Genomic DNA, 21,940 nt, shown 5'->3' with positions numbered 1-21,940 from the left:
ATCTTCGACCGGCCATGGCGCATGGCCGTACCTACCAGAGAGGGCGCACGCGGCAATTCATGACGCCGACGCCGGTCGCGGGTGGTGCAGGTCAGGCGTCCCGGCGCAGGAACGCCCAGTAGCTCAGCGCCAGGAGGCCTGCCACGAACACGCCCATCACGATGCCGCCGCCGACGGGGCCGAACGGGACGACGCCGAAGAACCGCAACATGTCACCGATCGAGATGCGGGTGTACATCTGTCCGCCGGCGTCGTACGGCAGGTACTTGAGGATCGTCACGACGCCCGTCGTGGACGTCGGGTCGTCGGAGGCCGCCTTGATGGCGAACACGATGGCCTTGACGATCTGCTCGAACACCGTCGGGATCAGCATCAGCATCGCGACGGCGGCCGTCTGGTTGCGCACCAGCGTGGAGAACGCCAGCCCGGACAGGGCGAACAGCATCGCGAAGATCGCCGTGCCCGCGCCGAGGGACACCATCGCACCGAGGTCCGGCAGGGGCAGGCCGAACACCAGCATGGACGCGAGTCCCAGCGCGAGACACGCCACCGCCGCTGCTCCGACCACACCTGCTGTCGTGAGGATCTTGGCGGTCAGCACCGTCGCCCGGTGCGGCACCGCCGTGAGCGTCGCCCGGATCATGCCGTGCCGGTACTCGTGGCCCATCGAGAACACGCCCAGCAGGCCGAGGATGTAGCCGATGAACAGGGGCGCCAGACCCGAGGAGGCGCCGATCGTGACGATAACGTCGAAGGTGTTGTCCTCGCCCAGGGACCCGCTGGCGACACTGATGCGCCACGCGATCAGGCTCGACATCGTGACCTGGAAGGCCAGCGCGAGCCCGATCAACCAGTAGGTCGACCGCAGCGTCCTCAGGCGGACCCACTCGTACCGCAGGGCGTCGATCACGAGGCGGCACCCGTGCTGGAGCCGAACTCCTCGGACAGTCCGGTCGCCTCGAGGAACGCGTCCTCGAGGCTGGGGCGCTCGGTCACCAGCTGATGGATGCGGGCACCGGCTGCCAGCGCTGCGTCGCCGACCTGGTCGGCGGTCAGCGCCGTGACCACCAGGTCGTCACCGTCGACGGTGACGCCACCCCCGAGCGGCGCGAGAGCGGGAACCAGCAGCCCGGCGTCCGGGGTGCGCACGCGGACGGTGCCGAGACGGCTCGCGTCGATGAACTCGTCGACCGCTCCGTTGGCCAGCATGACGCCCCGACCGATGACGACCAGACGGTCGGCGAGCACGGCCATCTCCTGCAGCAGATGGCTGGAGACCAGCACCGATCGACCGTCGCGAGCCAACGTCTGCAGCAGCTGCCGCAACCAGCTGATGCCGGCCGGATCCAGCCCGTTGCTCGGCTCGTCCAGGATCAGGACGTCGGGATCACCCAGCAGCGCCGCGGCCAGGCCGAGCCGTTGCCCCATGCCGAGGCTGAACGTGCGCGGCTTGTGGCGCGCCACGCTCGACAGGCCCACGAGGTCGAGCACGGCGTCGACGCGGTCGTCGCCGATGTGGTTGGGGGCCGCGATCATCCGCAGGTGGTTGCGCGCCGTGCGCGTGGGGTGGAACGGCTTGGCCTCCAACAGTGCGCCGACGCGACGCATCGGGTGGTCGATCTGGCCGAACGTCAGGCCGTCGAACGTGGTGCGCCCGTCGCCGCGGTCCAGCTCGAGCATGAGGCGCATCGTGGTGGACTTGCCCGCCCCGTTGGGTCCCAGGAAGCCGGTGACGCTGCCCGGCTGGACGGAGAACGACAGGTCGTCGACCACGCGCTTGTCCCCGAAGGACTTGCCCAGCCCCACCGCCTCGATCACCGCCATGGGTCAACTGTGCCATCACGTCGATCGGGCGAGCGTCTACGGAAGGTCGTCGTGGCTCCACTCGACGTCGGTGCGCACCGTGCGCGCCGGGACCCCGGCCGCCACCGCGCGGGACGGCACCTTCTGACCGCGAACCACCGACCGCATGGCCACCACCGCACCGTCACCGATGTCGGCGTGTCCGGTGACCACGGCGTCGCGACACAGCCACACGTGCCGGCCGATGGTGATGCGCCCACCGAACGGGTTGAGTCGATCGCCCGTGGCAGCGTCGGCGAGCCGATGCATGTCGTCGGTGGCGACGTAGACATTCGCTGCCCACAGCTGGTCGCCCTGGGCGACGATGCTGCCGCCGTTGCGAGCATCGACCACCGCCTGCCGGGTGGCCACGACGGGCCCGTGCAGGACGATCTGCGAATCGGCACCGCAGTAGACCTCACCGGCGGTGAGCACGCACCGACGGTCGAGGAACACCGTGGCGCGGTCCCCTCCGACCAACAACGAGCTGAGCCACTCCATCGGGGCTCCCACGGCGATCAGCACGTCGTGCACCGGGAAGGTCGTGAGGTCGGCCAGCACCCGGGGAGGCAACGAGGCGCCGTCGGCGAGATACAGCGCGTTGCCGCACTCGTGCCACCACGCGGGCATCGCGTCGACCTGGAGGTGCCACGTCAGCGCGTCGAGGGCGTCCGCCTCGACGCCGGCGGCGCGCAGGCGGGTGCGGTGGTCGGCGTCCATCCGGTGATTCTGTCAGCCAGATCACCTGGCGGGTCGATCGACCTGCTCGGCCAGCGAGGGCGGCGCCTGCACGCAGTAGGACTCGACCACGAGCTCGGCGATCTCGTCCCAGTCGCTGCGATCGTCGACCACCATGCCGACGACGTTGCGTCCCCACCCGGCTCGGAAGTACGGGTGGCCCTGCAGCTCGAAGGCCATGACCTCGTCGTGGGACGCGCGCACCATCAGGCGGAACAGCTGGTCCTCACCTCCGAACAGGTGCGCCACGGTGGACCCGCCGACGCGCCACCGCGTGCCGGTCCAGGCCTTCTCCGAACGGCACTGCGGACAGCCCGCGAGTGCTACGTCGACACGCGCGACCCAGCTGGCAGGAGGGTCAGGTCTGTTCGCCACGCGACGACCTTGCCATAGGTTGCAGACATGAATGAAGCATCCGAGTCCGCCTCGTTCCGTCCCATCGACGAGGGGGTCGCCACCGACCTGCGCGGAGAGCTGACCTACGCGAGCTACCTACAGCTGCCGGCGCTGCTCTCGGCGCAGCAACCGGTGTCGGACCACCACGACGAGATGCTGTTCATCATCCAGCACCAGGTCACCGAGCTGTGGCTCAAGCAGCTGATCCACGAGCTCCGGTCGGCCATCGCCCTGATCGGCTCCGACGACCTGTCCCCCGCCCTGAAGCGCCTGGCCCGCATCAAGGCCATCCAGCGGCAGATGTTCGAGCAGTGGTCGGTGCTGGAGACCCTGACGCCGGTCGAGTACGTGCAGTTCCGCGACTCCTTGGGCAAGTCGTCGGGGTTCCAGTCACCGCAGTACCGGACGGTGGAGTTCCTGCTCGGCAACAAGAACCCGCAGATGATCAAGGTCTTCGACCACGATCCCGCGCTGCACGACGCGTTGCTGGCCGACCTGAACACCCCGTCGCTGTACGACGCCTTCCTGCACCTGCTGGCCCGTCGCGGCCACGACGTCCCGGCCGACGTCCTGGACCGCGACGTGAGCCAGCCGTACGCCGCGCATCCGGACGTGGTCGAGGTGGTGCGGCGCATCTACGCGGACCCGCACGCGCACTGGGACGCCTACGAGATGTGCGAGGAGCTGGTCGACGTCGAGGAGAGCTTCCAGCTGTGGCGCTTCCGCCACCTCAAGACCGTCGAGCGCATCATCGGCCACAAGCGCGGCACCGGTGGCTCCAGCGGCGTTCCCTTCCTGCAGCGCGCCCTCGCCCTCACCTTCTTCCCCGAGCTCCGCGACGTCCGCACCCACCTCTAGCCCCCTTCCCCGCGAGTGGCGCAAACTGGTCGAGAATGCCGCTCGAATCCAGCCGAATTGCGCCACTCGATGATCACGATGCGCCACTCGGCGGTTGTGGAGGACGGGACAGATCCACACGCCGGATGACGACAGTGGGCGGGCGTGCTCCGGGCGGTCACGATCGGCCGATGGAACCGATCCTGCATCGCGAGGCCGGCCACCACGGCGTGACCCGCAGCCGCCTGCGCAACTCCGAGTACTTCCATCCGGTCAACGGCGTGTCGATGGCGGCCGCCGATGGCGACGACCTGGCCACGGTGTGTGCAGCCGTGGCGCTCGCGCTGCCGCCGGACGCCGTGTTCACGCACCTCACGTCAGCCAGGCTGCGCGGATGGTGGCTGCCGAACATTCCCGACGAGCCCCTCATCGCCTGCACCGACGGCGACGCCCCTCACCATGATCGACGCGGGGTGTACGTGCGCCGCTGCGACCTTCCGGACGAGCACCGCCGTCGGTACCGCGGTCTCCGCGTGGCCTCACCGGAGTGGACCATCGTCGAGCTCGCCGAGCACCTGAGCCTGGTGGACCTCGTGGTGGTGATCGACTGCGCGCTGCAGCGACACGACACCACGATCTCGGCCATCAGGGACACCATGCGCGCGGGCCGGCGCGGCGTGCGGGTTCTCCGGCGTGCGCTGCTCCTGGCCGACGAGCGTTCCCAGTCGCCGTGGGAGACCGTCCTGCGGCTGCTGCACGTGCTCGCCGGCATTCCGGTCGAGCCCCAGCACGAGCTCAGGTCCGAGGGCGGCGAGATCATCTGGTCGCTCGACCTGCGGATTCGCGGCACCCGACGTGCTGCCGAGTTCGACGGTGGCGTGCACCGCGACGCTGACGTGCACCTGCGCGACATGCGCCGCGATCGTCTGCTGGCTCGACACGGCATCGAGCGGTTCGCCTACGGCGCACGCGACGTGACCGACGATCCGGCGCAGATCATCGGCGATGCGGAGGACGCGCTCGGCCTCGCTCACGACCATCGCAGGGTCGCCCGGTGGGAGCGCGAGGCACGACTGTCGACCTTCTCCCCGACGGGCTACGGGGCACTGCTGCACCGCATCGAGCGCTTCGCTCGCCCCACGAGCCCTCGATCGAGGCCAGCGAGTGGCGCAACCTGAACCGCAAGTGGCGCAGTTCGGCTCGTTTCGAACGTGAAAGTCGACCACTTTGCGCCACTCGCGGGGAAGGCCGGTGGACGGGCGAGAGCCCCCGACCGCGGTGCGGTCGGGGGCTCTCGGGTGGTGCAGGTCGCGCGGGTGGTGCGGACTAGAAGCCCATGCCGCCCATGCCGCCCATGTCGCCCATGTCGGGGGCGCCACCGGCGGGAGCCGGCTCGGGCTTGTCGGCCACGACGGCCTCGGTGGTGAGGAACAGCGCCGCGATGGACGCCGCGTTCTGCAGCGCCGAGCGCGTGACCTTGGCCGGGTCGATGATGCCCGCGGCGATCAGGTCGACGTACTCGCCGGTGGCCGCGTTGAGGCCCTCGCCCTCGGGCAGGTTGGCGACCTTCTCGGCCACCACTCCACCCTCGAGTCCGGCATTGATGGCGATCTGCTTCAGCGGAGCCGAGGCCGCGACGCGCACGATGTTGGCGCCCGTGGCCTCGTCACCGCTGAGCTCGAGCTTCTCGAACACCGCAGCGGCGGCCTGCACGAGAGCCACGCCGCCACCGGCGACGATGCCCTCCTCGACGGCAGCCTTCGCGTTGCGCACGGCGTCCTCGATGCGGTGCTTGCGCTCCTTGAGCTCGACCTCGGTGGCCGCGCCGACCTTGATGACCGCCACGCCACCGGCCAGCTTGGCCAGGCGCTCCTGCAGCTTCTCGCGGTCGTAGTCCGAATCGCTGTTCTCGATCTCGGCCTTGATCTGGTTGACCCGGCCGGCGATCTGGTCGGCCGAGCCGCCACCCTCGACGATGGTGGTCTCGTCCTTGGTGGTGACGACCTTGCGAGCCGTGCCGAGCAGCGTGAGATCGGCGTTCTCGAGCTTGAGACCGACCTCCTCGCTGATGACCTCGCCACCGGTGAGGATGGCGATGTCGGCCAGCATGGCCTTGCGGCGGTCGCCGAAGCCCGGAGCCTTGACGGCCACGGACTTGAAGACTCCCTTGAGCTTGTTGACGATCAGGGTGGCCAGGGCCTCGCCCTCGATGTCCTCGGCGATGATGACCAGCGGCTTGCCGGACGCCATGACCTTCTCCAGCACGGGGACCATGTCCTTGACCGAGCTGATCTTGCTGTTGACGATCAGGATGTACGGGTCGTCGAGCACGGTCTCCATGGAGGCCGGGTCGGTGACGAAGTAACCCGACAGGTGGCCCTTGTCGAAGCGCATGCCCTCGGTGAGCTCGAGGTCGAGCCCGAAGGTGTTGGACTCCTCGACGGTGATGACGCCTTCCTTTCCGACCTTGTCCATGGCCTCGGCGATGATGTCGCCGACGGTGGTGTCGGCGGCCGAGATGGAGGCGGTGGAGGCGATCTGCTCCTTGGTCTCGACGTCCTTGGCCATGCCGAGCAGCTGCGCGCTGATGGCGTCGACGGCGGCCTCGATGCCCTTCTTCAGGCTCATCGGGTTGGCGCCGGCGGCCACGTTGCGCAGTCCCTCACGCACGAGTGCCTGGGCCAGGACGGTGGCCGTGGTGGTGCCGTCGCCAGCGACGTCGTCGGTCTTCTTGGCGACCTCCTTGACGAGCTCGGCACCGATCTTCTCGTAGGGATCCTCGAGCTCGATCTCCTTGGCGATGGACACGCCGTCGTTGGTGATCGTGGGGGCTCCCCACTTCTTCTCCAGCACGACGTTGCGGCCCTTGGGGCCGAGCGTCACCTTGACGGCGTCGGCGAGCTGGTTCATGCCGCGCTCGAGACCGCGGCGGGCCTCTTCATTGAAGGCAATGGTCTTTGACATGGGTGAATTACTCCGACTGTGGATGGTCGACGAACTAGCACTCTCACTATACGAGTGCTAATCAACGGGATGCAACGAGGCCCGTCAGGTGACGTCGTAGGTGAGCTCGGCGAACTGTCCGCGCTGCGTGACGCCGACCAGCGTGAGGCGGTCGGACCGGATGTCGCGCGGCAGCAGCGGAGCGCCCGCGCCCAGCGTGACCGGCGCGATCGTGGCGACGATCCGGTCGAGGTGTCCCGCGTCGGCGAACTGCCCCACCAGGTCGCCACCACCCATCAGCCACACGTCGCGGTCACCGGCCGCCGCCACCATCTGGGCGTGCACGGTCGATGCCGGATCGGAGGTGAACCGGATGTCGGCGCCGGCGATCTGCGGAAGGTCGCGATGGGTGAACACCCAGGTGGGCCGGTCGGCGTACCACTCGCGCCACTTCTGCGGCTCGGCCACGAGGTTCTCCTCGCGCAGCAGCCACTCGTAGGTGGACGCGCCCATGGCCATCGCCCCGACACCGGCCATGAACTCGCCGAACGTGTCGGTGGAGTCGTCGCCCTCCACGACGAACAACCAGTCGAGCGAGTGGTCGGTCGTGGCCAGATGACCGTCGAGCGTGGTGGCCGTGTGATAGATCGTCGCCATCGCTCAGGCGCTGACGACCTCGTGCGCCTCGCGGCCCTTGGGGCCGTCGACGACCTCGAAGGTGACGGCCTGACCGTCGTCGAGGGTCTTGTAGCCCTCGGAGGCGATCTTGGACCAGTGGACGAAGACGTCGTCCTGCCCCTCGACCTCGATGAAGCCGTAGCCCTTGTCGGCGTTGAACCACTTGACCGTGCCCTGCACCATCATCCGACCCCTTGCTGACCCAGCGGGTTGTTGCTCTGCGCCACCGGCGAGGCGCGTCGGCCTCGACCTTACAGGTCGACGGGACCGTCAGGCTCCTCCGGCGACGGCCGGGCTGCGCCCTCAGTCCGCTCGGAGCGTCAGGACCCTCCCGCCACGGCCGGGATGATCGAGACCTGGCTGCCGTCGGGGGTGGGGGTGTCGAGACCCTGGCTGAACCGGACGTCCTCCTCGGCCACGTAGATGTTGACGAACCGGCGCAGTGCGCCCTTCTCGTCGACGACGCGCGCCTTGATGCCGGGATGGCTCGCCTCCAGGGAGTCCAGCACCTCGGCCAGGGTGCCGCCCTCGGCGGTGACCTGCGACTGGTCCTGGGTGTACGTGCGCAGGATCGTCGGGATCCGGACGGAGATGCTCATGGGTGCTCCTGCTGGTCGGGTGCGGTTCAGGCGATGTCGGCGGCGACGAACGCGTCGTACGTGGCGGCGATGGTGGCGCGCGGCCCGACACGGTCGGTGACGGCGTCGAGGGTCTTGAGTCCGTGGCCGGTGTTGATGACCACGGTCTCGAGGTCGGGATCGAGCTGGCCGGTCTCGACCAGCTTCTGCAGGACGCCGATCGTGGTTCCGCCGGCGGTCTCGGTGAAGATGCCCTCGGTGCGTGCCAGCAGCACGATGGCGTCGCGGATCTGGTCGTCGGTGACGTCCTCGACCGCTCCCCCGGTCTCGCGGGCGATGTCGAGCACGTAGATGCCGTCGGCCGGGTTGCCGATGGCGAGGCTCTTGGCGATCGTGTCGGGCTTGACCGGGCGGATCGCGTCGACACCTGCCTTGTGCGCGGCCGACACCGGCGAGCACCCCTCGGCCTGCGCGCCGAAGATGCGGCACGGCTTGTCCTCCACGAGCCCCAGTGCCACCAGCTCGCGGAACGCCTTGTGCACCTTGGTCAGCTGTGAGCCCGAGGCCACCGGGATCACGATCTGGTCGGGCAGGCGCCAGCCGAGCTGCTCGGCGATCTCGTAGCCCAGGGTCTTGGACCCCTCGGCGTAGAACGGGCGGACGTTGACGTTCACGAACGCCCAGCCGTCCTGCTCACCGGCGATCTCGCTGGCCAGCTTGTTGACGTCGTCGTAGGTGCCCTCGACCGCGATGAGGTTCTCGGTGTAGATCGCCGAGTTGACCTGCTTGGGAGTCTCGAGGTCGCTGGGGATGAACACGACCGTGCGGATGCCCGCACGCGCCCCGGCCGCGGCCACGGCGTTGGCGAGGTTGCCCGTGGACGGACAGGCGAACACCTTGGCGTCGAGCTCGCGGGCGGCCGACAGCGCGATGGCCACCACGCGGTCCTTGAACGAGTTGGTGGGGTTGGTGCTGTCGTCCTTGACCCACAGTCGGGTGAGCCCCAGCTCGGCGGCCAGGTTCTTCGCCTCCAGCAGGCGGGTGAATCCGGGCTCGAGGTTGGGAGTGGTCTCGATGTCGTCCGGCACGGGCAGCAGCGCCTTGTAGCGCCAGATGTTGGCGGGCCCGGCCTCGATCTGCTCGCGCGTGACGGCGCCGAAGTCGTAGCCGATCTCCAACGGGCCGAAGCAGTCGGCGCAGACGTAGTGCGGACCGAGATCACGGGTGGCACCACACTCGCGGCACACCAGCTCGCGTGCCGGGCCGAAGGCGCCGGGGCGAAGCTCGGTGGCGCTGGAGGCTGTCGTGGGGCGGGGCTCGGCAGTGAGGGTCATGTCGCTCCTGTCATCTGTCCCGGGCGACGATCACCCGGGGCGGAGTTAGCACCTGGCCGTGGGCGATCTCTCGCCGGTGACTGGTTGCTGGGGCTTCAACGGGCCGCGTCCCTCTGCCCCTCGTGATGAGGTGCTCCCAGCCTAGGTCGCGTCTCACGATGTGTCTACTTAGACCACATCGTGAGACGACCGTTCTCGCTGCGTGGACGTCAGTGCCGGTCGGCCCAGCGGAGTCGGGGTGACCGGTAGCCGCCGTCGTCGAGACCGGCCAACCGCTCGAACGGGTTGTACGACGCGTGGTCCCCTGCCAACGCGTACGACACACCCGCGGCCACCACGTACAGCGGGATCATGACCGGGCCGATCGCGAAGGCGTACTGGGTGCAGTGCCGGTCCTCGTGCTGCAGCAGCACCGGTCGCTCCAGCAGGTACCCGAGGTCGTGACGGGAGGTGATGACGCTGCCCACCGTGAAGGCACCCGCGACGGGAAAACGGTGGCGGTACCCGGTCGCCAGGTACGTGCCACGACCGCGCGGGGTGACGGTGGCACCGCCGACACGCGCGACGAGCAGGCCGAGCGGGGTGCTCAGGTTGATCCAGTTGACGACGGTGCGCACGCGCGTCCAACCCGTGTGGGGCAGCCGCACGTCAGCGGTCATGCGCCGAGCGCGTCCGCCCAGTCCGACAGCCAGGTCGCGACCGCATCCGGCCCGTCGAGCACGACGTCCGCCCGCGCCACGAGGGCGTCCTGCTCCGCCGAGGCCGAGCAGACCAGCAGCCCGCGCATGCCGCGAGCACGCAGGTCGTCGACCGCCTCGAAGGCCGGGATGTCGCCGAGGTCGTCGCCACCGAACACCACGGTGCGCGCGCCCGTCTCGGCCACCAGCGTGCGCAGGGCATGTCCCTTGTCGGCACCGGAGAACCGCATCTCGAGCACCTGTCGCCCCGGCTCGAGCGTGAGGCCCAGCTCTCCGGCGATGGCGGCCAGGGGGCCGTGCAGTCGCTCGACGAGATCGGACTGCATGCCCCGTGTGTGCACCGCCAGGGCCAGGCCCTTGTCCTCGATCAGCGCCCCGGCCGCTCCGTGGGCCGCGAGGATGTCAGGCAGCTGCTCGGCCAGCCGATCGATGGTCTCGACGCGCTCGGAACCGATCGCCTCGCCGGACGACGCGTCCCAGCGTTCCGCACCGTACTGGCCGAAGATCACCAGCTCGTCGAGACCCTCGACCGAGGCGAACCCGCCGAGGTCGAGCGCCTGCGTGACGGGACGACCGGTGATGATCGCGACCGCGCCGAGAGTGCGCCCGAGGCGCCCCAGCGCCGTGACCGCGCCGGGGTGTGCGAACGCCTGCGTCGGATCGTCGACGATGTGCGCGAGGGTGCCGTCGAAGTCGAGGGCCAGCAGGGTGCCCTGCGGGTCATCGACCGGCGGTGCAGCGATGATGCCGGGCATGAGCCCTATTGTTGCGGGCCCGACAAGATGATGGTCAACCGGTCCATGCGCATCGGGACGATGCTCGGCATGACCCGCTCGATGCCCACGTCGTCGGCCAGGAGCTCGGCCTGCTGCTGCATGCCGTCGGGGTAGTAGACCGTGTTGGACACGATCTGGCCGCGCCAGTTGCCCAGCCCGGCGACCGTCCACCCGGCGTCGGACACCGTGACGGAGAAGGACCTGGCCAGGTTCTTGATGCCGGTGTTGTTGAGGATCGACACCGGAGCCGTGCGCGACGCCGGCGTGGCGCTCGCGGTCGGCGACGGCTCGGTCGTGTCGGACTCGGGCGCAGTGGTCTCTGGCGCGGTGGTCTCGGCCTGGTCAGCCTTCGGCGACGGCGAGGACGCAGCGGCGGAGTCGGTGCCCGAGGCACCGTCGGCGGACGCCGGGGTGGGGCCGACCAGCATGACGCCGAGCCACCCGGCGGCGCCGACGCACGCGACCACGCTGACGACGATGAACCATCCCGCCGGGACCTTCACCCTGGTGCGGGGGTTCTTGCGATGCTCGACCACGTGCTGCTCAGACGTCGAAGCCGAGGCGGCGTGCCGATCGGCTGCGCTGGCGCTCCGATCGCAGCCGACGCAGGCGCTTGACCAGCAGCGGGTCGAAGGCGAGGGAGTCCTCGCGGTCGATCAGGGCGTTGAGCACCTGGTAGTAGCGCGTGGTCGACATGTCGAACTTCTCGCGGATCGCCTGCTCCTTGGTGCCGGTGTACTGCCACCAGACCCGCTCGAGGGCGAGGATCTCGCGATCGCGTTCTGTCAGCGAGGGGGATACATCGACCCCGGGACGTCCCGACATCTCCGCAGCGCTCATAGCGGAAGTCTACGACACGAACTACACGCCTGTCATTCGACCACGCCCATTCGCTCGGACCACCGATTTGTCATGATGAATCCGTGAACGACCGTGCCGGATCGACCATCCGCTGGGGAATCCTCGCCACGGGCCACATCGCCCGGTCGTTCGCCGACGACCTCGCCCTCGCGGCGGGACACACCCTTGCGGCCGTCGGCTCGCGCACCCTCGCCGCGGCCGAGGCCTTCGCCGACGACCACGAGGACGCCCGCGCCCATGGCTCGTACGCCGAGCTGGCGGCTGACCCGGAGGTCGACGTCATCTACGTCGCCAGCCCCCACAGCCGACACGTCGAGGACGTCATGACGTGCTTCGAGGCCGGCAAGGCGGTGCTGTGCGAGAAGGCCCTCACCATGAACGCGCCCGACGCGGCACGCCTGGTGCAGGAGGCGCGCAGCCGCGGCCTGTTCTTCGCCGAGGCGATGTGGATGCGGACCAATCCCGCGATCCGCCGCGTGCGAGAGATGGTCGCGGCCGGCAAGGTCGGGCGGGTCGGCATGCTGCACGCCGAGCTCGGCTTCGTCGCCCCCACGCACAAGGCCCGACTGTGGGACCCCGCCCTCGGCGCCAGCGCCCTGCTGGACGTCGGCATCTACCCGCTCACCCTGGCCCACCTGCTGCTCGGCCCGCCCCGCTCCATCGCCGCGGCCGGAACTCTGTCCGACCTCGGCATCGACATCGCCGGCGGCGCCACGTTGACCTACGCGTCCGGGGCCGTCGCGACGATCGGCTGGAGCCAGGTCGCCTGGACCGGCGACGGCGCGACGGTGGCAGGCGACGAGGGCCGCATCGAGGTGCCCGCCCGCTTCCACCACCCCGACGACTTCACCGTCGCCGTGGGCGAGTCGGTCTCCACGATCAGCGCGCCGCGCACCGGGCGCGGCTACGTCCACGAGATCGAGGAGGTCGGCCGCTGCCTGCGCGCCGGGCTGACCGAGTCCGACCTGCTCCCGCTGGACGAGACCGTGCAGATCATGGACCAGCTCGACCAGATCCTGACGCAGATCGGCGTGGCGCCCCGCTAGTCGTGCGGCACCGGTGGGGTGGCCCTGCCCCGGCTAGGGTGAAGCCATGCCCACTGGCACCGCAGATTTCGTGGTGATCGCCAATCGCCTGCCTGTCGACCGCATCACGGCGCCGGACGGCCAGACGCTGTGGCGCAAGTCGCCGGGCGGCCTGGTCACGGCCCTCGAGCCGGTGATGCGCAGCAACGGTGGCGCCTGGATCGGGTGGCACGGCGCCGCCGACGAGAAGCTCAAGCCCTTCGAGCACGACGGACTGCAGCTCGTGCCGGTGCACCTGTCCGAGCAGGAGGTGTCGGAGTACTACGAGGGCTTCTCCAACGCCACCCTCTGGCCGCTGTACCACGACGTCGTGGTCGCACCGGAGTTCCATCGCGAGTGGTGGGACTCCTACGTCCAGGTCAACCGTCGCTTCGCCGAGCGCGCCGCCAAGGTGGCCCGCAAGAACGCCATCGTGTGGGTGCAGGACTACCAGCTGCAGCTGGTGCCGTCGATGCTGCGCGAGCTGCGACCCGACCTGCGCATCGGCTTCTTCCTGCACATCCCGTTCCCTCCCACCGAGCTGTTCCAGCAGCTGCCGTGGCGCAAGGAGATCCTCGAGGGTCTGCTCGGCGCCGACCTGGTGGGCTTCCAGATGCCGGGCGCGGCCCAGAACTTCGTGCGGCTCGTGCGCCAGCGCGTGGGGCACAAGACGCACCGCGACCTCGTCTACCTGCCCGACGGCCGCACCGTCGTCGCCCGGGCGTACCCGATCTCCATCGACGCGGCAGGCTTCGAGGAGCTGGCACGCAAGCCCGACGTCCTCGCCCGCGCGGCCGAGATCCGCGAGAGCCTCGGCAACCCCGCCACCGTCATCCTCGGCATCGATCGGCTCGACTACACCAAGGGGCTGCGTCAGCGACTGCGCGCGTTCGGCGAGCTGATCGCCGACGGCTCGCTGCACGTCGACGATGCCGTCTTCGTCCAGGTGGCCACGCCGTCACGCGAGCGCGTGCAGCAGTACAAGATCCTGCGCGACGACATCAACCGACTGGTCGGCCGCATCAACGGGGACGTCGGCCGCATCGGTCACCAGCCCATCCAGTACCTGCACGCCTCCTACCCGCGCGAGGAGATGGCAGCGCTGTACCGCGCGGCCGACGTCATGGTCGTCACGCCGCTGCGTGACGGCATGAACCTGGTGGCCAAGGAGTACGTGGCCTGCCGCTACGACAACCGCGGCGCGCTGGTGCTCAGCGAGTTCGCGGGTGCCGCCTCGGAGCTCAAGTCGGCCTACCACGTCAATCCGCACGACATCAACGGACTGAAGGCCAAGCTGCTCGAGGCCGTGCAGGCCGGGCCGCGGGAGAACTCACGGCGCATGAAGGCCATGCGCAAGCAGGTCATGGAGAACAACATCGAGCTGTGGGCGGCGAACTTCCTGCACGACCTCGCCGACCACCGCGACCCGCACGCCAAGTCGCTGCGCGAGCTGTGAGTCCTGAAGCGGTCGACCGGGTCGCGGCGGCAGCCCTAGGGTGACGCCATGTCAGTCACCCTTCCGGTCGGCGTGCGGCGCGGCTACGCGCTCGGCAGCGTCGCGACCGGCACGTTCGGCACGGTGCCGGGGCTGCTGCTCCTGCCGTACCTGACCGACACCCTCGGCATCGCCGCGCTCGTGGCCGGAGTGATCGTCTTCGCCCCCAAGGCCTGGGACGTGGTGCTGAACCCGATCAGCGGACGCATCAGCGACGCGTCGACCTCTCCCCGCGGGCGCCGTCGCCCGTTCCTGCTCGGTGGCGGGCTCGCCCTCGCAGCCTCCTTCGCGCTGTTGTTCGCCGGGCCGACCGGACCCGCCTGGCTCGCCGGCGGGTACGTGGTGGTGCTGTTCCTGCTGTGCGCGACCGCGTACTCGTTCTTCCAGGTGCCCTACGTCTCGATGCCTGCCGAGATGACGGCCGACTACGACGAGCGCACCCGGCTGATGACCTGGCGCGTGGCCGTCCTCGCCCTGGCGATCCTGCTGTCGGGGGCCACCGCACCCCTGGTCGTCAACGCCTTCGACGACGACACCACCGGTCACCGCGTCATGGGGCTGTACGTGGCGACCATCATCGCGATCGGCGCCCTCGGCGCGTGGCGCGGCACGCGATCGGCGCCCGAGGTGCAGACGGTGACGGCGGAGGGATCACTGCTCGACCAGCTGAGGCTGGTGCGGGCGGATCCGGCCTTTCGCGACCTGCTGACCACCTTCGTGCTGCAGGCCGTCGGCATCGGCGCCATGCTGGCCGGCGTCGCCTACGTGGCCGACGACCTGCTGGGCACCTCCGCCGCCGCCACGATCCTGTTCGCCGCGTTCGTGGCTCCTGCCCTGGTCGTGACGCCCTGGTGGGAACGCTTCGCCCGACGACACGGCAAGAAGCTCGGCTACCAGCTGTCGACGGCGCTGCTCGTCGGCGGGGCGCTGCTGCTGTTCGCAGCACGCCAGGACGCCGTGTGGCTGGTGTACCCCGCAGCGGCGGTCGTCGGCGTGGGCTACGCCGGGGCGCAGGTGTTCCCGCTCGCGATGCTTCCCGACATCGCCGCCGCCGACGCGCTGCGATCCGGCCAGAACCGCGTCGGGGTGTTCACCGGGGTGTGGACGGCCGGCGAGACGCTCGGACTGGCCATCGGGCCGGGACTGTTCGCCGTCGTGCTGGCGATCGGCGGGTACGTGTCCTCCACCGGCGACGTGACCCAGTCCGACCGGACGCTCACCGCGATCGCCATCGGGTTCTCCGTGGTGCCGGCTGTCATCATCGCCTTGAGCGCTGTCACCCTGCGGCGCTGTCCCGACCGACCAGGAGACGGACATGTCTGAGCAGGCCCTGACCCGCGAGCAGATCCTCGACCGGCTGAACACGCTCCAGGCCGGTGACCTGCCCACCCACGGCGGTCGCACCCTGGCCTACGTCTACGACTCGGGCCTGGCCGACGCCGACGCGATCGGTCGTGAGGCGTTGTCGATGTTCGCCTCCAGCAACGGTCTTGACCCGACCGCCTTCCCGAGCCTGCTGACCATGGAGCGCGAGCTCGTCGCCGTCGGTCGCCGGGTCCTGCACGGCACCAGCGACGCCGTCGGCACCGTCACCTCCGGCGGCACCGAGTCGATCCTGCTGGCGGTCCAGGCCGCTCGCGACGCGCTGCCCCACGTCGAGCACCCGGCCATGGTCGTGCCCAGCACCATCCATGCCGCGTTCGCCAAGGCCGCGCACTACCTCGGCGTCGAGCGGATCGTCGTCCCGGTCGATCCGGTCACCCACCGCGCCGACGTCGACGCCATGTCCTCGACGATCGCCGAGCATCTCGACCGGCTGGTGCTCGTGGCCGCATCCGCACCGTCGTACGCGCACGGCGTGGTCGACCCGATCGAGCACATCGCCGCCGTGGCCGGGCACCACGGGGTGCGCTTCCACGTCGATGCGTGCATCGGCGGCTGGGTGCTGCCCTGGGCCGAGGCGCTCGGTCGCCCGGTCGACCCGTGGGACTTCCGCGTCCCGGGGGTCAGCAGCATCTCGGTCGACCTGCACAAGTACGCGTACACCCCCAAGGGGGTCTCGCTGCTCCTGCACTCCACACCGCGGGGCCGCCGCACCCAGTTCTTCGCCAGCGCCGACTGGCCCGGTTACACGATGCTGAACTCCACGATGCAGTCGACCAAGTCCGGTGGGCCACTCGCCGCGGCCTGGGCCGTCGTGCACCACATCGGCCTCGACGGCTACCGCGACCTGGTCGCCCAGACCCTGGCCGGCACCGACGCGCTCGTGAGCGGGGTGACCGACATCCCCGAGCTGACGCTGGTGGCAGCCCCCGACTCCTCGCTCGTGGCCGTGACCACGGACGACACCTGCGACGTCTTCACCATCAGCGACGAGATGACCCGGCGCGGGTGGTTCGTGCAGCCCCAGATGTCCTTCGGCGACGACCCTCCGTCGCTGCACTTCACGCTGTGCGCCGCCACGGCACCGTCGGTTCCCGACCTGCTCGACGCCCTGCGCGAGTCGGTGACCGCCGCCGTCTCGGCGGGGCCGGTCGCGGTCGACGACGACCTGCGCGCGGCAGCTGCCGCCATCGACCCCACCGGACTCGACGACGCCCAGTTCGACCAGCTCCTCGCACTCGCCGGCCTGGGCGACGGCACCGGCGAGGTCGAGCTGCCCGAGCAGATGGCACCGGTCAACGCGCTGCTGGACGTGGCACCCCCCGCGTTGCGCGAGGCGCTGCTCGTGGCGTTCCTGGATCGGCTGACCCGCTGATGATCGATCCCACCGAGCTCGACGAGTTCTGGTCGGCCGCACGCCACCAGACCCGCACCAACCCGGTTCCCGGCTATCTGGGTGCCTACTCCGGAGAGGCCCTGGCTCCGCCGGCATGGGCGTTCGGCGGCACGCCCGAGCAGGCCGACGAGCTGCTCGCGCTGGTGCTCGACGGCACCAAGACCGCCACGGCCGGCGCCCAGTGGGACTACGAGCACGCGAGCGAACCCCTGCCGCGGGTCGGCGACCTCAACATCATCATCGACGGAGAGGACCACCCCCGTGCTCTCATCGAGGTGATGCAGGTCGACGTGGTCCCGTTCGACGACGTCGACGCCGAGCACGCGCACCTGGAGGGAGAGGGCGACCGCTCGCTGGCGTACTGGCGCGAGGTCCACGAGCGCTTCTTCACCGACTTCGCCACGCACGACCGCGGTTTCAGCCCCCAGATGCCGGTCGTCCTCGAGCGATTCCGGGTCCTCTACCCTCGCTGATCAGCGGCTCGGGGGACAATGGACGAGATGACGGACACCACCAGCACCGACCCGACCGCCGATCTGCCGGACCTGCCCGGCTCCTGGACCGCCCGCACGCCCGCCTACGGCGACATCGATGCGCTGGTCGAGCTGCGCCATCTCGACGAGCTGCAGGGCACCGGCGAGGCACACGTCGACCCCGCCGGGATCGAGTCCGAGGTCGCCGGCCCGGCGTCGTGGACCAGGCGACAGCTGGTGGCCGTCGGTGCCGACGACGTGCCCCGCGCATGGATCACCGTCCACGACCGCGCCGCGGGTCGCGCACTGATCTGGGGCTACTTCGACCGCGACGTCCCCGAGGTCGACCAGATCGCCGCGATCTTCTACGCCTGGGCCGAGGACGCCGCCGTCGCGATGGCCCGTCTTCGCGGCATCGACGCCACCCGCCTCGACGAGAGCCCCTTCGCCACCGACTCCCGTCAGGCCGGCTGGCTCGCCGACGCCGGCTACACCAAGCGCCGCACGTGGCTGCACATGGACCGTCCGGTCACCCCCGACGAGGCCGACCTGCAACCGCGCGCCGGGGTGATCGTGCGCCAGGTCGAGCGGCACGAGAACGGCTTCCCTGTCGCGGCTGACCTGCAGATCGTGCACCAGATGCTGGAGGAGTCCTTCGAGGACCACTTCAACTCCTACCGGGAGAAGCTTCTCGGAGTTCGTGCAGCGCCTCCGCGAGGATCCCAACCACAGCTGGGACTACTGGTGGCTCGCGTACGTGGACCCCGAGGACGGCGGCGACCCGGTCCCGGCCGGAACCGTGGTCTGCTCGCTGCTGACCGCCCGCCCCGGCGGTGCCGAGGGGTCGTACGTCGAGTACATCGGCGTGAACCGGGCCGCTCGCGGCCGCGGAGTCGCCAAGTCGTTGCTCGGCACGGTGATCGCCGACGCGGCACAGCGCGGCCGCGACCGCGTGGGCCTGGAGGTCGACGCCGACTCCCCCACCAAGGCCGATCAGCTCTACCTGTCGATGGGCTGGACCACCGACTACGCCACCGACTCGTGGTTCAAGGACATCGACCTGTCAGACGCCTGAGGGTGCGTCATGGATGGGTTCCGCGGGCAGCTTCTTGACCTTGCGGGTGCGCTTGCGACGGCTCGGGATCATCGAGCGCATCTCCTCGAGCTTGCCGAAGCACAGCAGGCGGTCGCCGGCCTCCAGCACGTGGTGGCTGCGGGGATTGGGGATGACGCTGGTGCCGCGCTGCAAGGTGAGCGCCGTGATGTCGCGCTCGCGCAGGCCCGACTCCCCCAGCGGCTTGCCGACGATGTCGGACGCAGACTGCACCAGGATCTCGGCCACACCGTAGCCGGTGGAGACCGTGAGGCGCTGGCGCACGTCGATCTCGGGAAAGGCGACCTGGTTGTCGATGAAGTCGATGATGGAGCCTGCGACGTCGAGGTCGGTGGCCGACTCGATTCCCTCGAGGCCCGGCGAGGAGTTGACCTCCATGACCAACGGGCCGTCCTTGCCCTCGAGCATGTCGACGCCGGCGACCCGCAGACCCATGATCTGGGCCGACCGGACCGCGACCTTCTCGTACTCGGGGTCGAGGTCGACCTTCTCCACCGAGCCACCGCGGTGCACGTTGGAACGGAACTCGTCGCCCTTGGCCACGCGCCGCATCGCCGCCACGACCCGGTCGCCCACCACGAGGGCGCGGATGTCGCGGCCCTTGCTCTCGGAGACGAATCGCTGGATGAGCACGTTCTGCTTGGTGCTCTGCAGGGTCTCGATGATCGCCTCGGCCACCTTGATGTCCGGCGCGAGGATCACCCCGATGCCCTGGGTGCCCTCGAGCAGCTTGATGACCACCGGAGCCCCGCCCACCCGCTCGATCGCGGAGATGACGTCGCCGCGATCGCGCACGAACGTCGTGGCCGGCATGCCGATCTGGTGGCGCGACAGGATCTGGGTGGCGCGCAGCTTGTCGCGCGAGTTGTTGATGCCCCACGACGTGTTGGGCGTGTAGACGTCCATCTGCTCGAACTGGCGCACCACCGCGGTGCCGAAGTACGTGACGGAGTTGCCGATGCGCGGCAGCACGGCGTCGTACTGCGACAACCGCTTGCCCCGGAACTGCAGGTCGGGCTCGTCACCGGACAGGTCGATGCCGAAGCGCAGCGTGTTCAGTACCTTGACGTCGTGCCCCCGGTCGAGGGCGGCTGTCCGGAGTCGCTGCGTACTGTACGAGCGGGGAGCACGGGACAAGATCGCGAGCTTCATGGATCCTCGTCAATCGAAGTGGGGCAAGGGAAGGGGTCAGGGATGGCGACCGAACCGGGTCCGGCGCAGTCCGAGGACGCGCACGACTCGACGCGTACCCCGTCCGTTCCTTCCTACACCGTCGTCGGCTGGCGGGAGTGGGTGAGCCTGCCCGACCTCGAGATCCCGTGGATCAAGGCCAAGCTCGACACCGGCGCCCGCACGTCGGCCATCCACGCGTTCGACGTCGAGGAGCTCGATCGCGACGGCGACCTGTGGGTACGCTTCTCGGTGCACCCGTGGCAGGGCTCGGACAAGGACCCGGCCTCGCTGGAGGTGCCGGTGCTCGACCGGCGTGAGGTGCGCAGTTCGTCCGGGCACAGCGAGGAACGCCTCGTCGTCCCCCTCCAGGTGACGCTCGCGGGCCGGACCATCACGGTCGAGATGACCCTGAGCCGCCGCGACGAGATGGGCTTTCGAATGCTGCTGGGTCGCGAGGCGCTACGCCAGGGGTACGCCATCGACCCGGCCGGCTCGTACCTGGCGGGGCGGCCCCGCGTGGCCGTCCGCCGCCGCAACAGGGGGCGCTGATGCCCCGCGCGTCGTTCGAGATCGGCTCGGTGCGGGTGCGGCCCGGACTGCAGCGGTCGGTGTCGCTGCCGATCACCCGACTGGTCACCGGCGCCGACGTCGACCTGCCGGTGCGCATCGTGCACGGCCGCGAGGACGGCCCCACGATCTGGGTCAACGCGGCCATCCACGGCGACGAGGCCGTCGGCGTCGAGGTGGTGCGCCAGGTGCTGGCCGACCTCGACCCCAAGACGTTGCGGGGCACGGTCATCGCGGTGCCCATCGTCAACGTGCTGGGCTTCATGACCGGTGACCGCTACCTGCCCGACCGTCGCGACCTGAACCGCTCGTTCCCCGGCTCGGCCCGGGGGTCGCTGGCCGGACGCATCGCGCACCTGATGATGACCGAGGTCGTCGACAAGTGCACCGTCGGCATCGACCTGCACACCGGGTCGGACCGACGGACCAACCTGCCGCAGATCCGCACCGACCTCGACGACCCCGAGACGCGCGAGCTCGCCGAGGCGTTCGCCGCCCCGGTCATGATGCACGCCCGTCTGCGCGACGGGTCCCTGCGGCACGCCGCCCGCGAACGCGGCGCCAAGGTGCTGCTCTACGAGGCCGGCGAGGCGTGGCGCATGGACCCCTGGGCGGTCGAGGCGGGCGTGCTGGGGGTCCGGCGCGTGCTGGCGCACCTCGACATGGTCGACGCGCTGGCGGAGGACCCACCCGACCCCAGCCTGGAGAGCCGGCGCAGTGCCTGGGTGCGCGCCAGGGGCACCGGGATGCTGCACCTGGAGGTGCGTCTCGGACAGCAGGTGGAGCGCGGCGAGCGTCTCGGCGGACTGTTCGACTCGTTCGGCAAGCGGGTCCGCCTGGTGCACGCCGACCGCGACGGCGTCGTGATCGGCCACACCGAGGCGCCGCTGGTCAACAGCGGCGACGCGGTCGTCCACATTGCCGAGACTCTCCGGGGCTGAAACTTTTCGGGCTGAGACTCTCCGGGGCTGAGACTCTTCGGGGCTGAGACTCTCCGGGGCCGAGACTCTCGGGCTGCGGTCGACCCGGCTGACGACTCCTCAGGCCGCGCCTCCGCGCTGGTGGGCGAAGATCAGGTTCGTCTCGGTGCGGGCCACCTCCGGCCGGGTGCTGAGCTCGTCGGTCACGAACCGGCGCAGGTGCTCGGTGCTCTCGCTGGCCACGTGGAGGTGGAAGTCGTCGGCGCCGGCGAGGTAGTAGGCGTTGAGCACCGGCTCCATCGCCGAGACCCGATCGAAGAACTCCCCCATGGAGGCGCGCGCCTCCGCGCTGACGCTGACCGCGATCATCGCCTCGATCGGGCGGCCGAACCATGCGGGCGCGACCTCGGCGTGGAAGCCGGAGATGACCCCACGATCGACCAGCGAACGCAACCGGGTCAGGCAGGTGGAGGGCGCGACTCCCACCGCCTCGGCGAGGGCGTTGTTGGCCAGCCGGCCCGATCGCCTGACGACGTCCACGATGCGGCGATCGATCTCGTCCAGACCCGACTGAACATCCTTCGGCACGACCCGCTCCTCACTCCTGCGCACACCTCATTGTTCGAGACTTGATCGTACTGCAGAATCTTGTACGGACAGGTGGACTCATGACA

General features: G+C 69.8%; 26 protein-coding genes and 1 riboswitch. Of the genes, 10 read left to right on the top strand and 16 right to left on the bottom strand.

Annotation, left to right across the window (positions count from 1 at the left end):
• Positions 1-91: 91 nt before the first annotated feature.
• Genes AC0L5F_RS13620 through AC0L5F_RS13605 form a run of 4 tightly spaced genes read right to left on the bottom strand, consistent with a single transcriptional unit; the run spans position 92 to position 2,955 of the window.
• Positions 92-910: a hypothetical protein gene (locus AC0L5F_RS13620; protein WP_473313948.1), complete on the bottom strand. Its 819-nt coding sequence runs from the start codon at positions 908-910 to the stop codon at positions 92-94.
• Positions 907-1,824, bottom strand: coding sequence for an ATP-binding cassette domain-containing protein (locus AC0L5F_RS13615; protein WP_473313947.1), 918 nt, complete (start codon positions 1,822-1,824; stop codon positions 907-909). The genes AC0L5F_RS13620 and AC0L5F_RS13615 overlap by 4 nt, the downstream gene beginning before the upstream one ends.
• 36 nt (positions 1,825-1,860) lie before the next feature.
• Positions 1,861-2,562, bottom strand: coding sequence for an acyltransferase (locus tag AC0L5F_RS13610; protein WP_473313945.1), 702 nt, complete (start codon positions 2,560-2,562; stop codon positions 1,861-1,863).
• Between the two features lie 21 nt (positions 2,563-2,583).
• A complete protein-coding gene (locus tag AC0L5F_RS13605; RefSeq protein WP_473313944.1) occupies positions 2,584-2,955 on the bottom strand; it encodes an MmcQ/YjbR family DNA-binding protein in 372 nt (123 codons plus the stop codon).
• 27 nt (positions 2,956-2,982) lie between these two features.
• On the opposite strand from AC0L5F_RS13605, the gene AC0L5F_RS13600 reads away from it, so the two are divergent.
• Both AC0L5F_RS13600 and AC0L5F_RS13595 read left to right on the top strand, forming a co-directional pair.
• Positions 2,983-3,834, top strand: a complete 852-nt coding sequence (locus AC0L5F_RS13600; protein WP_473313943.1) for a tryptophan 2,3-dioxygenase — start codon at positions 2,983-2,985, stop codon at positions 3,832-3,834.
• Between the two features lie 170 nt (positions 3,835-4,004).
• Entirely contained in the window at positions 4,005-4,991 is a 987-nt protein-coding gene (locus AC0L5F_RS13595; RefSeq protein ID WP_473313942.1) for a hypothetical protein, read from the top strand.
• Positions 4,992-5,139: 148 nt separating this feature from the next.
• Here AC0L5F_RS13595 and groL read toward each other — a convergent pair whose 3' ends face one another.
• The 9 genes from groL to AC0L5F_RS13550 all read right to left on the bottom strand — a co-directional run bounded on the left by groL (position 5,140) and on the right by AC0L5F_RS13550 (position 11,660).
• Positions 5,140-6,777, bottom strand: coding sequence for a chaperonin GroEL (groL, locus tag AC0L5F_RS13590; RefSeq protein ID WP_473313941.1), 1,638 nt, complete (start codon positions 6,775-6,777; stop codon positions 5,140-5,142).
• 84 nt (positions 6,778-6,861) lie between these two features.
• Positions 6,862-7,413, bottom strand: coding sequence for a dihydrofolate reductase family protein (locus tag AC0L5F_RS13585; RefSeq protein ID WP_473313940.1), 552 nt, complete (start codon positions 7,411-7,413; stop codon positions 6,862-6,864).
• Positions 7,414-7,416: 3 nt separating this feature from the next.
• The gene (locus AC0L5F_RS13580; RefSeq protein ID WP_473316195.1) at positions 7,417-7,617 is read right to left on the bottom strand and encodes a cold-shock protein; all 201 of its coding nucleotides are present in this window, start codon (positions 7,615-7,617) and stop codon (positions 7,417-7,419) included.
• A 137-nt stretch (positions 7,618-7,754) separates the two neighbouring features.
• Positions 7,755-8,033: a MoaD/ThiS family protein gene (locus tag AC0L5F_RS13575; protein ID WP_473313939.1), complete on the bottom strand. Its 279-nt coding sequence runs from the start codon at positions 8,031-8,033 to the stop codon at positions 7,755-7,757.
• Between the two features lie 26 nt (positions 8,034-8,059).
• Complete coding sequence (gene thrC / locus AC0L5F_RS13570; protein ID WP_473313938.1) at positions 8,060-9,346, bottom strand: threonine synthase; 1,287 nt, start codon at positions 9,344-9,346, stop codon at positions 8,060-8,062.
• A 7-nt stretch (positions 9,347-9,353) separates the two neighbouring features.
• Positions 9,354-9,478, bottom strand: a riboswitch (SAM riboswitch).
• A gap of 77 nt (positions 9,479-9,555) precedes the next feature.
• Positions 9,556-10,005 (bottom strand): hypothetical protein, encoded by a 450-nt coding sequence (locus AC0L5F_RS13565; protein WP_473313937.1) that lies wholly within the window; start codon positions 10,003-10,005, stop codon positions 9,556-9,558.
• Positions 10,002-10,799 (bottom strand): trehalose-phosphatase, encoded by a 798-nt coding sequence (otsB, locus tag AC0L5F_RS13560; RefSeq protein ID WP_473313936.1) that lies wholly within the window; start codon positions 10,797-10,799, stop codon positions 10,002-10,004. The genes AC0L5F_RS13565 and otsB overlap by 4 nt, the downstream gene beginning before the upstream one ends.
• Positions 10,800-10,804: 5 nt before the next feature.
• On the bottom strand, positions 10,805-11,356 hold the full coding sequence (locus AC0L5F_RS13555) for a LytR C-terminal domain-containing protein (RefSeq protein WP_473313935.1): 552 nt from the start codon (positions 11,354-11,356) through the stop codon (positions 10,805-10,807).
• 7 nt (positions 11,357-11,363) lie between these two features.
• Entirely contained in the window at positions 11,364-11,660 is a 297-nt protein-coding gene (locus AC0L5F_RS13550; protein ID WP_473313934.1) for a DUF3263 domain-containing protein, read from the bottom strand.
• Positions 11,661-11,743: 83 nt separating this feature from the next.
• On the opposite strand from AC0L5F_RS13550, the gene AC0L5F_RS13545 reads away from it, so the two are divergent.
• From AC0L5F_RS13545 to AC0L5F_RS13525, 5 genes are read left to right on the top strand one after another with little or no spacing between them, the layout of a single operon-like run.
• Complete coding sequence (locus AC0L5F_RS13545) at positions 11,744-12,727, top strand: Gfo/Idh/MocA family protein (protein WP_473313933.1); 984 nt, start codon at positions 11,744-11,746, stop codon at positions 12,725-12,727.
• Positions 12,728-12,773: 46 nt separating this feature from the next.
• Positions 12,774-14,201, top strand: a complete 1,428-nt coding sequence (locus AC0L5F_RS13540) for an alpha,alpha-trehalose-phosphate synthase (UDP-forming) (RefSeq protein WP_473313932.1) — start codon at positions 12,774-12,776, stop codon at positions 14,199-14,201.
• Between the two features lie 48 nt (positions 14,202-14,249).
• A complete protein-coding gene (locus AC0L5F_RS13535; RefSeq protein WP_473313931.1) occupies positions 14,250-15,563 on the top strand; it encodes an MFS transporter in 1,314 nt (437 codons plus the stop codon).
• A complete protein-coding gene (locus tag AC0L5F_RS13530; protein WP_473313930.1) occupies positions 15,556-16,998 on the top strand; it encodes a pyridoxal phosphate-dependent decarboxylase family protein in 1,443 nt (480 codons plus the stop codon). The genes AC0L5F_RS13535 and AC0L5F_RS13530 overlap by 8 nt, the downstream gene beginning before the upstream one ends.
• The gene (locus AC0L5F_RS13525) at positions 16,998-17,492 is read left to right on the top strand and encodes an ASCH domain-containing protein (RefSeq protein WP_473313929.1); all 495 of its coding nucleotides are present in this window, start codon (positions 16,998-17,000) and stop codon (positions 17,490-17,492) included. Before AC0L5F_RS13530 ends, AC0L5F_RS13525 begins: the two co-directional genes overlap by 1 nt.
• Here the strand turns inward: AC0L5F_RS13525 and AC0L5F_RS13520 are convergent, their stop codons facing one another.
• On the bottom strand, positions 17,493-18,158 hold the full coding sequence (locus tag AC0L5F_RS13520; protein ID WP_473313928.1) for a hypothetical protein: 666 nt from the start codon (positions 18,156-18,158) through the stop codon (positions 17,493-17,495).
• A 34-nt stretch (positions 18,159-18,192) separates the two neighbouring features.
• Between AC0L5F_RS13520 and AC0L5F_RS13515 the strand changes: the two genes are divergently transcribed.
• The gene (locus AC0L5F_RS13515) at positions 18,193-18,567 is read left to right on the top strand and encodes a GNAT family N-acetyltransferase (RefSeq protein ID WP_473313927.1); all 375 of its coding nucleotides are present in this window, start codon (positions 18,193-18,195) and stop codon (positions 18,565-18,567) included.
• On the opposite strand, the gene AC0L5F_RS13510 is transcribed toward AC0L5F_RS13515, so the two are convergent.
• Positions 18,556-19,758, bottom strand: coding sequence for a RimK family alpha-L-glutamate ligase (locus AC0L5F_RS13510; RefSeq protein WP_473313926.1), 1,203 nt, complete (start codon positions 19,756-19,758; stop codon positions 18,556-18,558). The two genes, AC0L5F_RS13515 and AC0L5F_RS13510, sit on opposite strands and share 12 nt — an antisense overlap.
• A gap of 42 nt (positions 19,759-19,800) precedes the next feature.
• Here AC0L5F_RS13510 and AC0L5F_RS13505 point away from each other — a divergent pair, with 42 nt between their 5' ends.
• Together AC0L5F_RS13505 and AC0L5F_RS13500 are read left to right on the top strand one after the other, a co-directional pair.
• Positions 19,801-20,328 carry an ATP-dependent zinc protease family protein gene (locus AC0L5F_RS13505; protein WP_473313925.1) on the top strand — a complete coding sequence of 176 codons (528 nt, stop codon included), beginning with the start codon at positions 19,801-19,803 and terminating at the stop codon, positions 20,326-20,328.
• Positions 20,328-21,287, top strand: coding sequence for a succinylglutamate desuccinylase/aspartoacylase family protein (locus AC0L5F_RS13500; protein WP_473313924.1), 960 nt, complete (start codon positions 20,328-20,330; stop codon positions 21,285-21,287). Before AC0L5F_RS13505 ends, AC0L5F_RS13500 begins: the two co-directional genes overlap by 1 nt.
• A gap of 99 nt (positions 21,288-21,386) precedes the next feature.
• Here the strand turns inward: AC0L5F_RS13500 and AC0L5F_RS13495 are convergent, their stop codons facing one another.
• Complete coding sequence (locus AC0L5F_RS13495; protein WP_473313923.1) at positions 21,387-21,854, bottom strand: Lrp/AsnC family transcriptional regulator; 468 nt, start codon at positions 21,852-21,854, stop codon at positions 21,387-21,389.
• Positions 21,855-21,940: the final 86 nt, after the last annotated feature.

It is taken from the genome of Aeromicrobium sp. 10G20-16 (assembly GCF_055809665.1).
Note: the sequence above shows the minus strand (reverse complement) of the source record. Positions and strands in the feature narration are given on the sequence as shown.

Bases quoted from the DNA above. Each gene is read 5' to 3' on its own strand.
- AC0L5F_RS13615 (WP_473313947.1), bottom strand. From the start codon at position 1,824: ATGGCGGTGATCGAGGCGGTGGGGCTGGGCAAGTCCTTCGGGGACAAG.
- AC0L5F_RS13610 (WP_473313945.1), bottom strand. From the start codon at position 2,562: ATGGACGCCGACCACCGCACCCGCCTGCGCGCCGCCGGCGTCGAGGCG.
- AC0L5F_RS13600 (WP_473313943.1), top strand. From the start codon at position 2,983: ATGAATGAAGCATCCGAGTCCGCCTCGTTCCGTCCCATCGACGAGGGG.
- AC0L5F_RS13595 (WP_473313942.1), top strand. From the start codon at position 4,005: ATGGAACCGATCCTGCATCGCGAGGCCGGCCACCACGGCGTGACCCGC.
- groL (WP_473313941.1), bottom strand. From the start codon at position 6,777: ATGTCAAAGACCATTGCCTTCAATGAAGAGGCCCGCCGCGGTCTCGAG.
- AC0L5F_RS13585 (WP_473313940.1), bottom strand. From the start codon at position 7,413: ATGGCGACGATCTATCACACGGCCACCACGCTCGACGGTCATCTGGCC.
- AC0L5F_RS13580 (WP_473316195.1), bottom strand. From the start codon at position 7,617: ATGGTGCAGGGCACGGTCAAGTGGTTCAACGCCGACAAGGGCTACGGC.
- AC0L5F_RS13575 (WP_473313939.1), bottom strand. From the start codon at position 8,033: ATGAGCATCTCCGTCCGGATCCCGACGATCCTGCGCACGTACACCCAG.
- thrC (WP_473313938.1), bottom strand. From the start codon at position 9,346: ATGACCCTCACTGCCGAGCCCCGCCCCACGACAGCCTCCAGCGCCACC.
- AC0L5F_RS13565 (WP_473313937.1), bottom strand. From the start codon at position 10,005: ATGACCGCTGACGTGCGGCTGCCCCACACGGGTTGGACGCGCGTGCGC.
- otsB (WP_473313936.1), bottom strand. From the start codon at position 10,799: ATGCCCGGCATCATCGCTGCACCGCCGGTCGATGACCCGCAGGGCACC.
- AC0L5F_RS13550 (WP_473313934.1), bottom strand. From the start codon at position 11,660: ATGAGCGCTGCGGAGATGTCGGGACGTCCCGGGGTCGATGTATCCCCC.
- AC0L5F_RS13540 (WP_473313932.1), top strand. From the start codon at position 12,774: ATGCCCACTGGCACCGCAGATTTCGTGGTGATCGCCAATCGCCTGCCT.
- AC0L5F_RS13535 (WP_473313931.1), top strand. From the start codon at position 14,250: ATGTCAGTCACCCTTCCGGTCGGCGTGCGGCGCGGCTACGCGCTCGGC.
- AC0L5F_RS13530 (WP_473313930.1), top strand. From the start codon at position 15,556: ATGTCTGAGCAGGCCCTGACCCGCGAGCAGATCCTCGACCGGCTGAAC.
- AC0L5F_RS13525 (WP_473313929.1), top strand. From the start codon at position 16,998: ATGATCGATCCCACCGAGCTCGACGAGTTCTGGTCGGCCGCACGCCAC.
- AC0L5F_RS13510 (WP_473313926.1), bottom strand. From the start codon at position 19,758: ATGAAGCTCGCGATCTTGTCCCGTGCTCCCCGCTCGTACAGTACGCAG.
- AC0L5F_RS13505 (WP_473313925.1), top strand. From the start codon at position 19,801: ATGGCGACCGAACCGGGTCCGGCGCAGTCCGAGGACGCGCACGACTCG.
- AC0L5F_RS13500 (WP_473313924.1), top strand. From the start codon at position 20,328: ATGCCCCGCGCGTCGTTCGAGATCGGCTCGGTGCGGGTGCGGCCCGGA.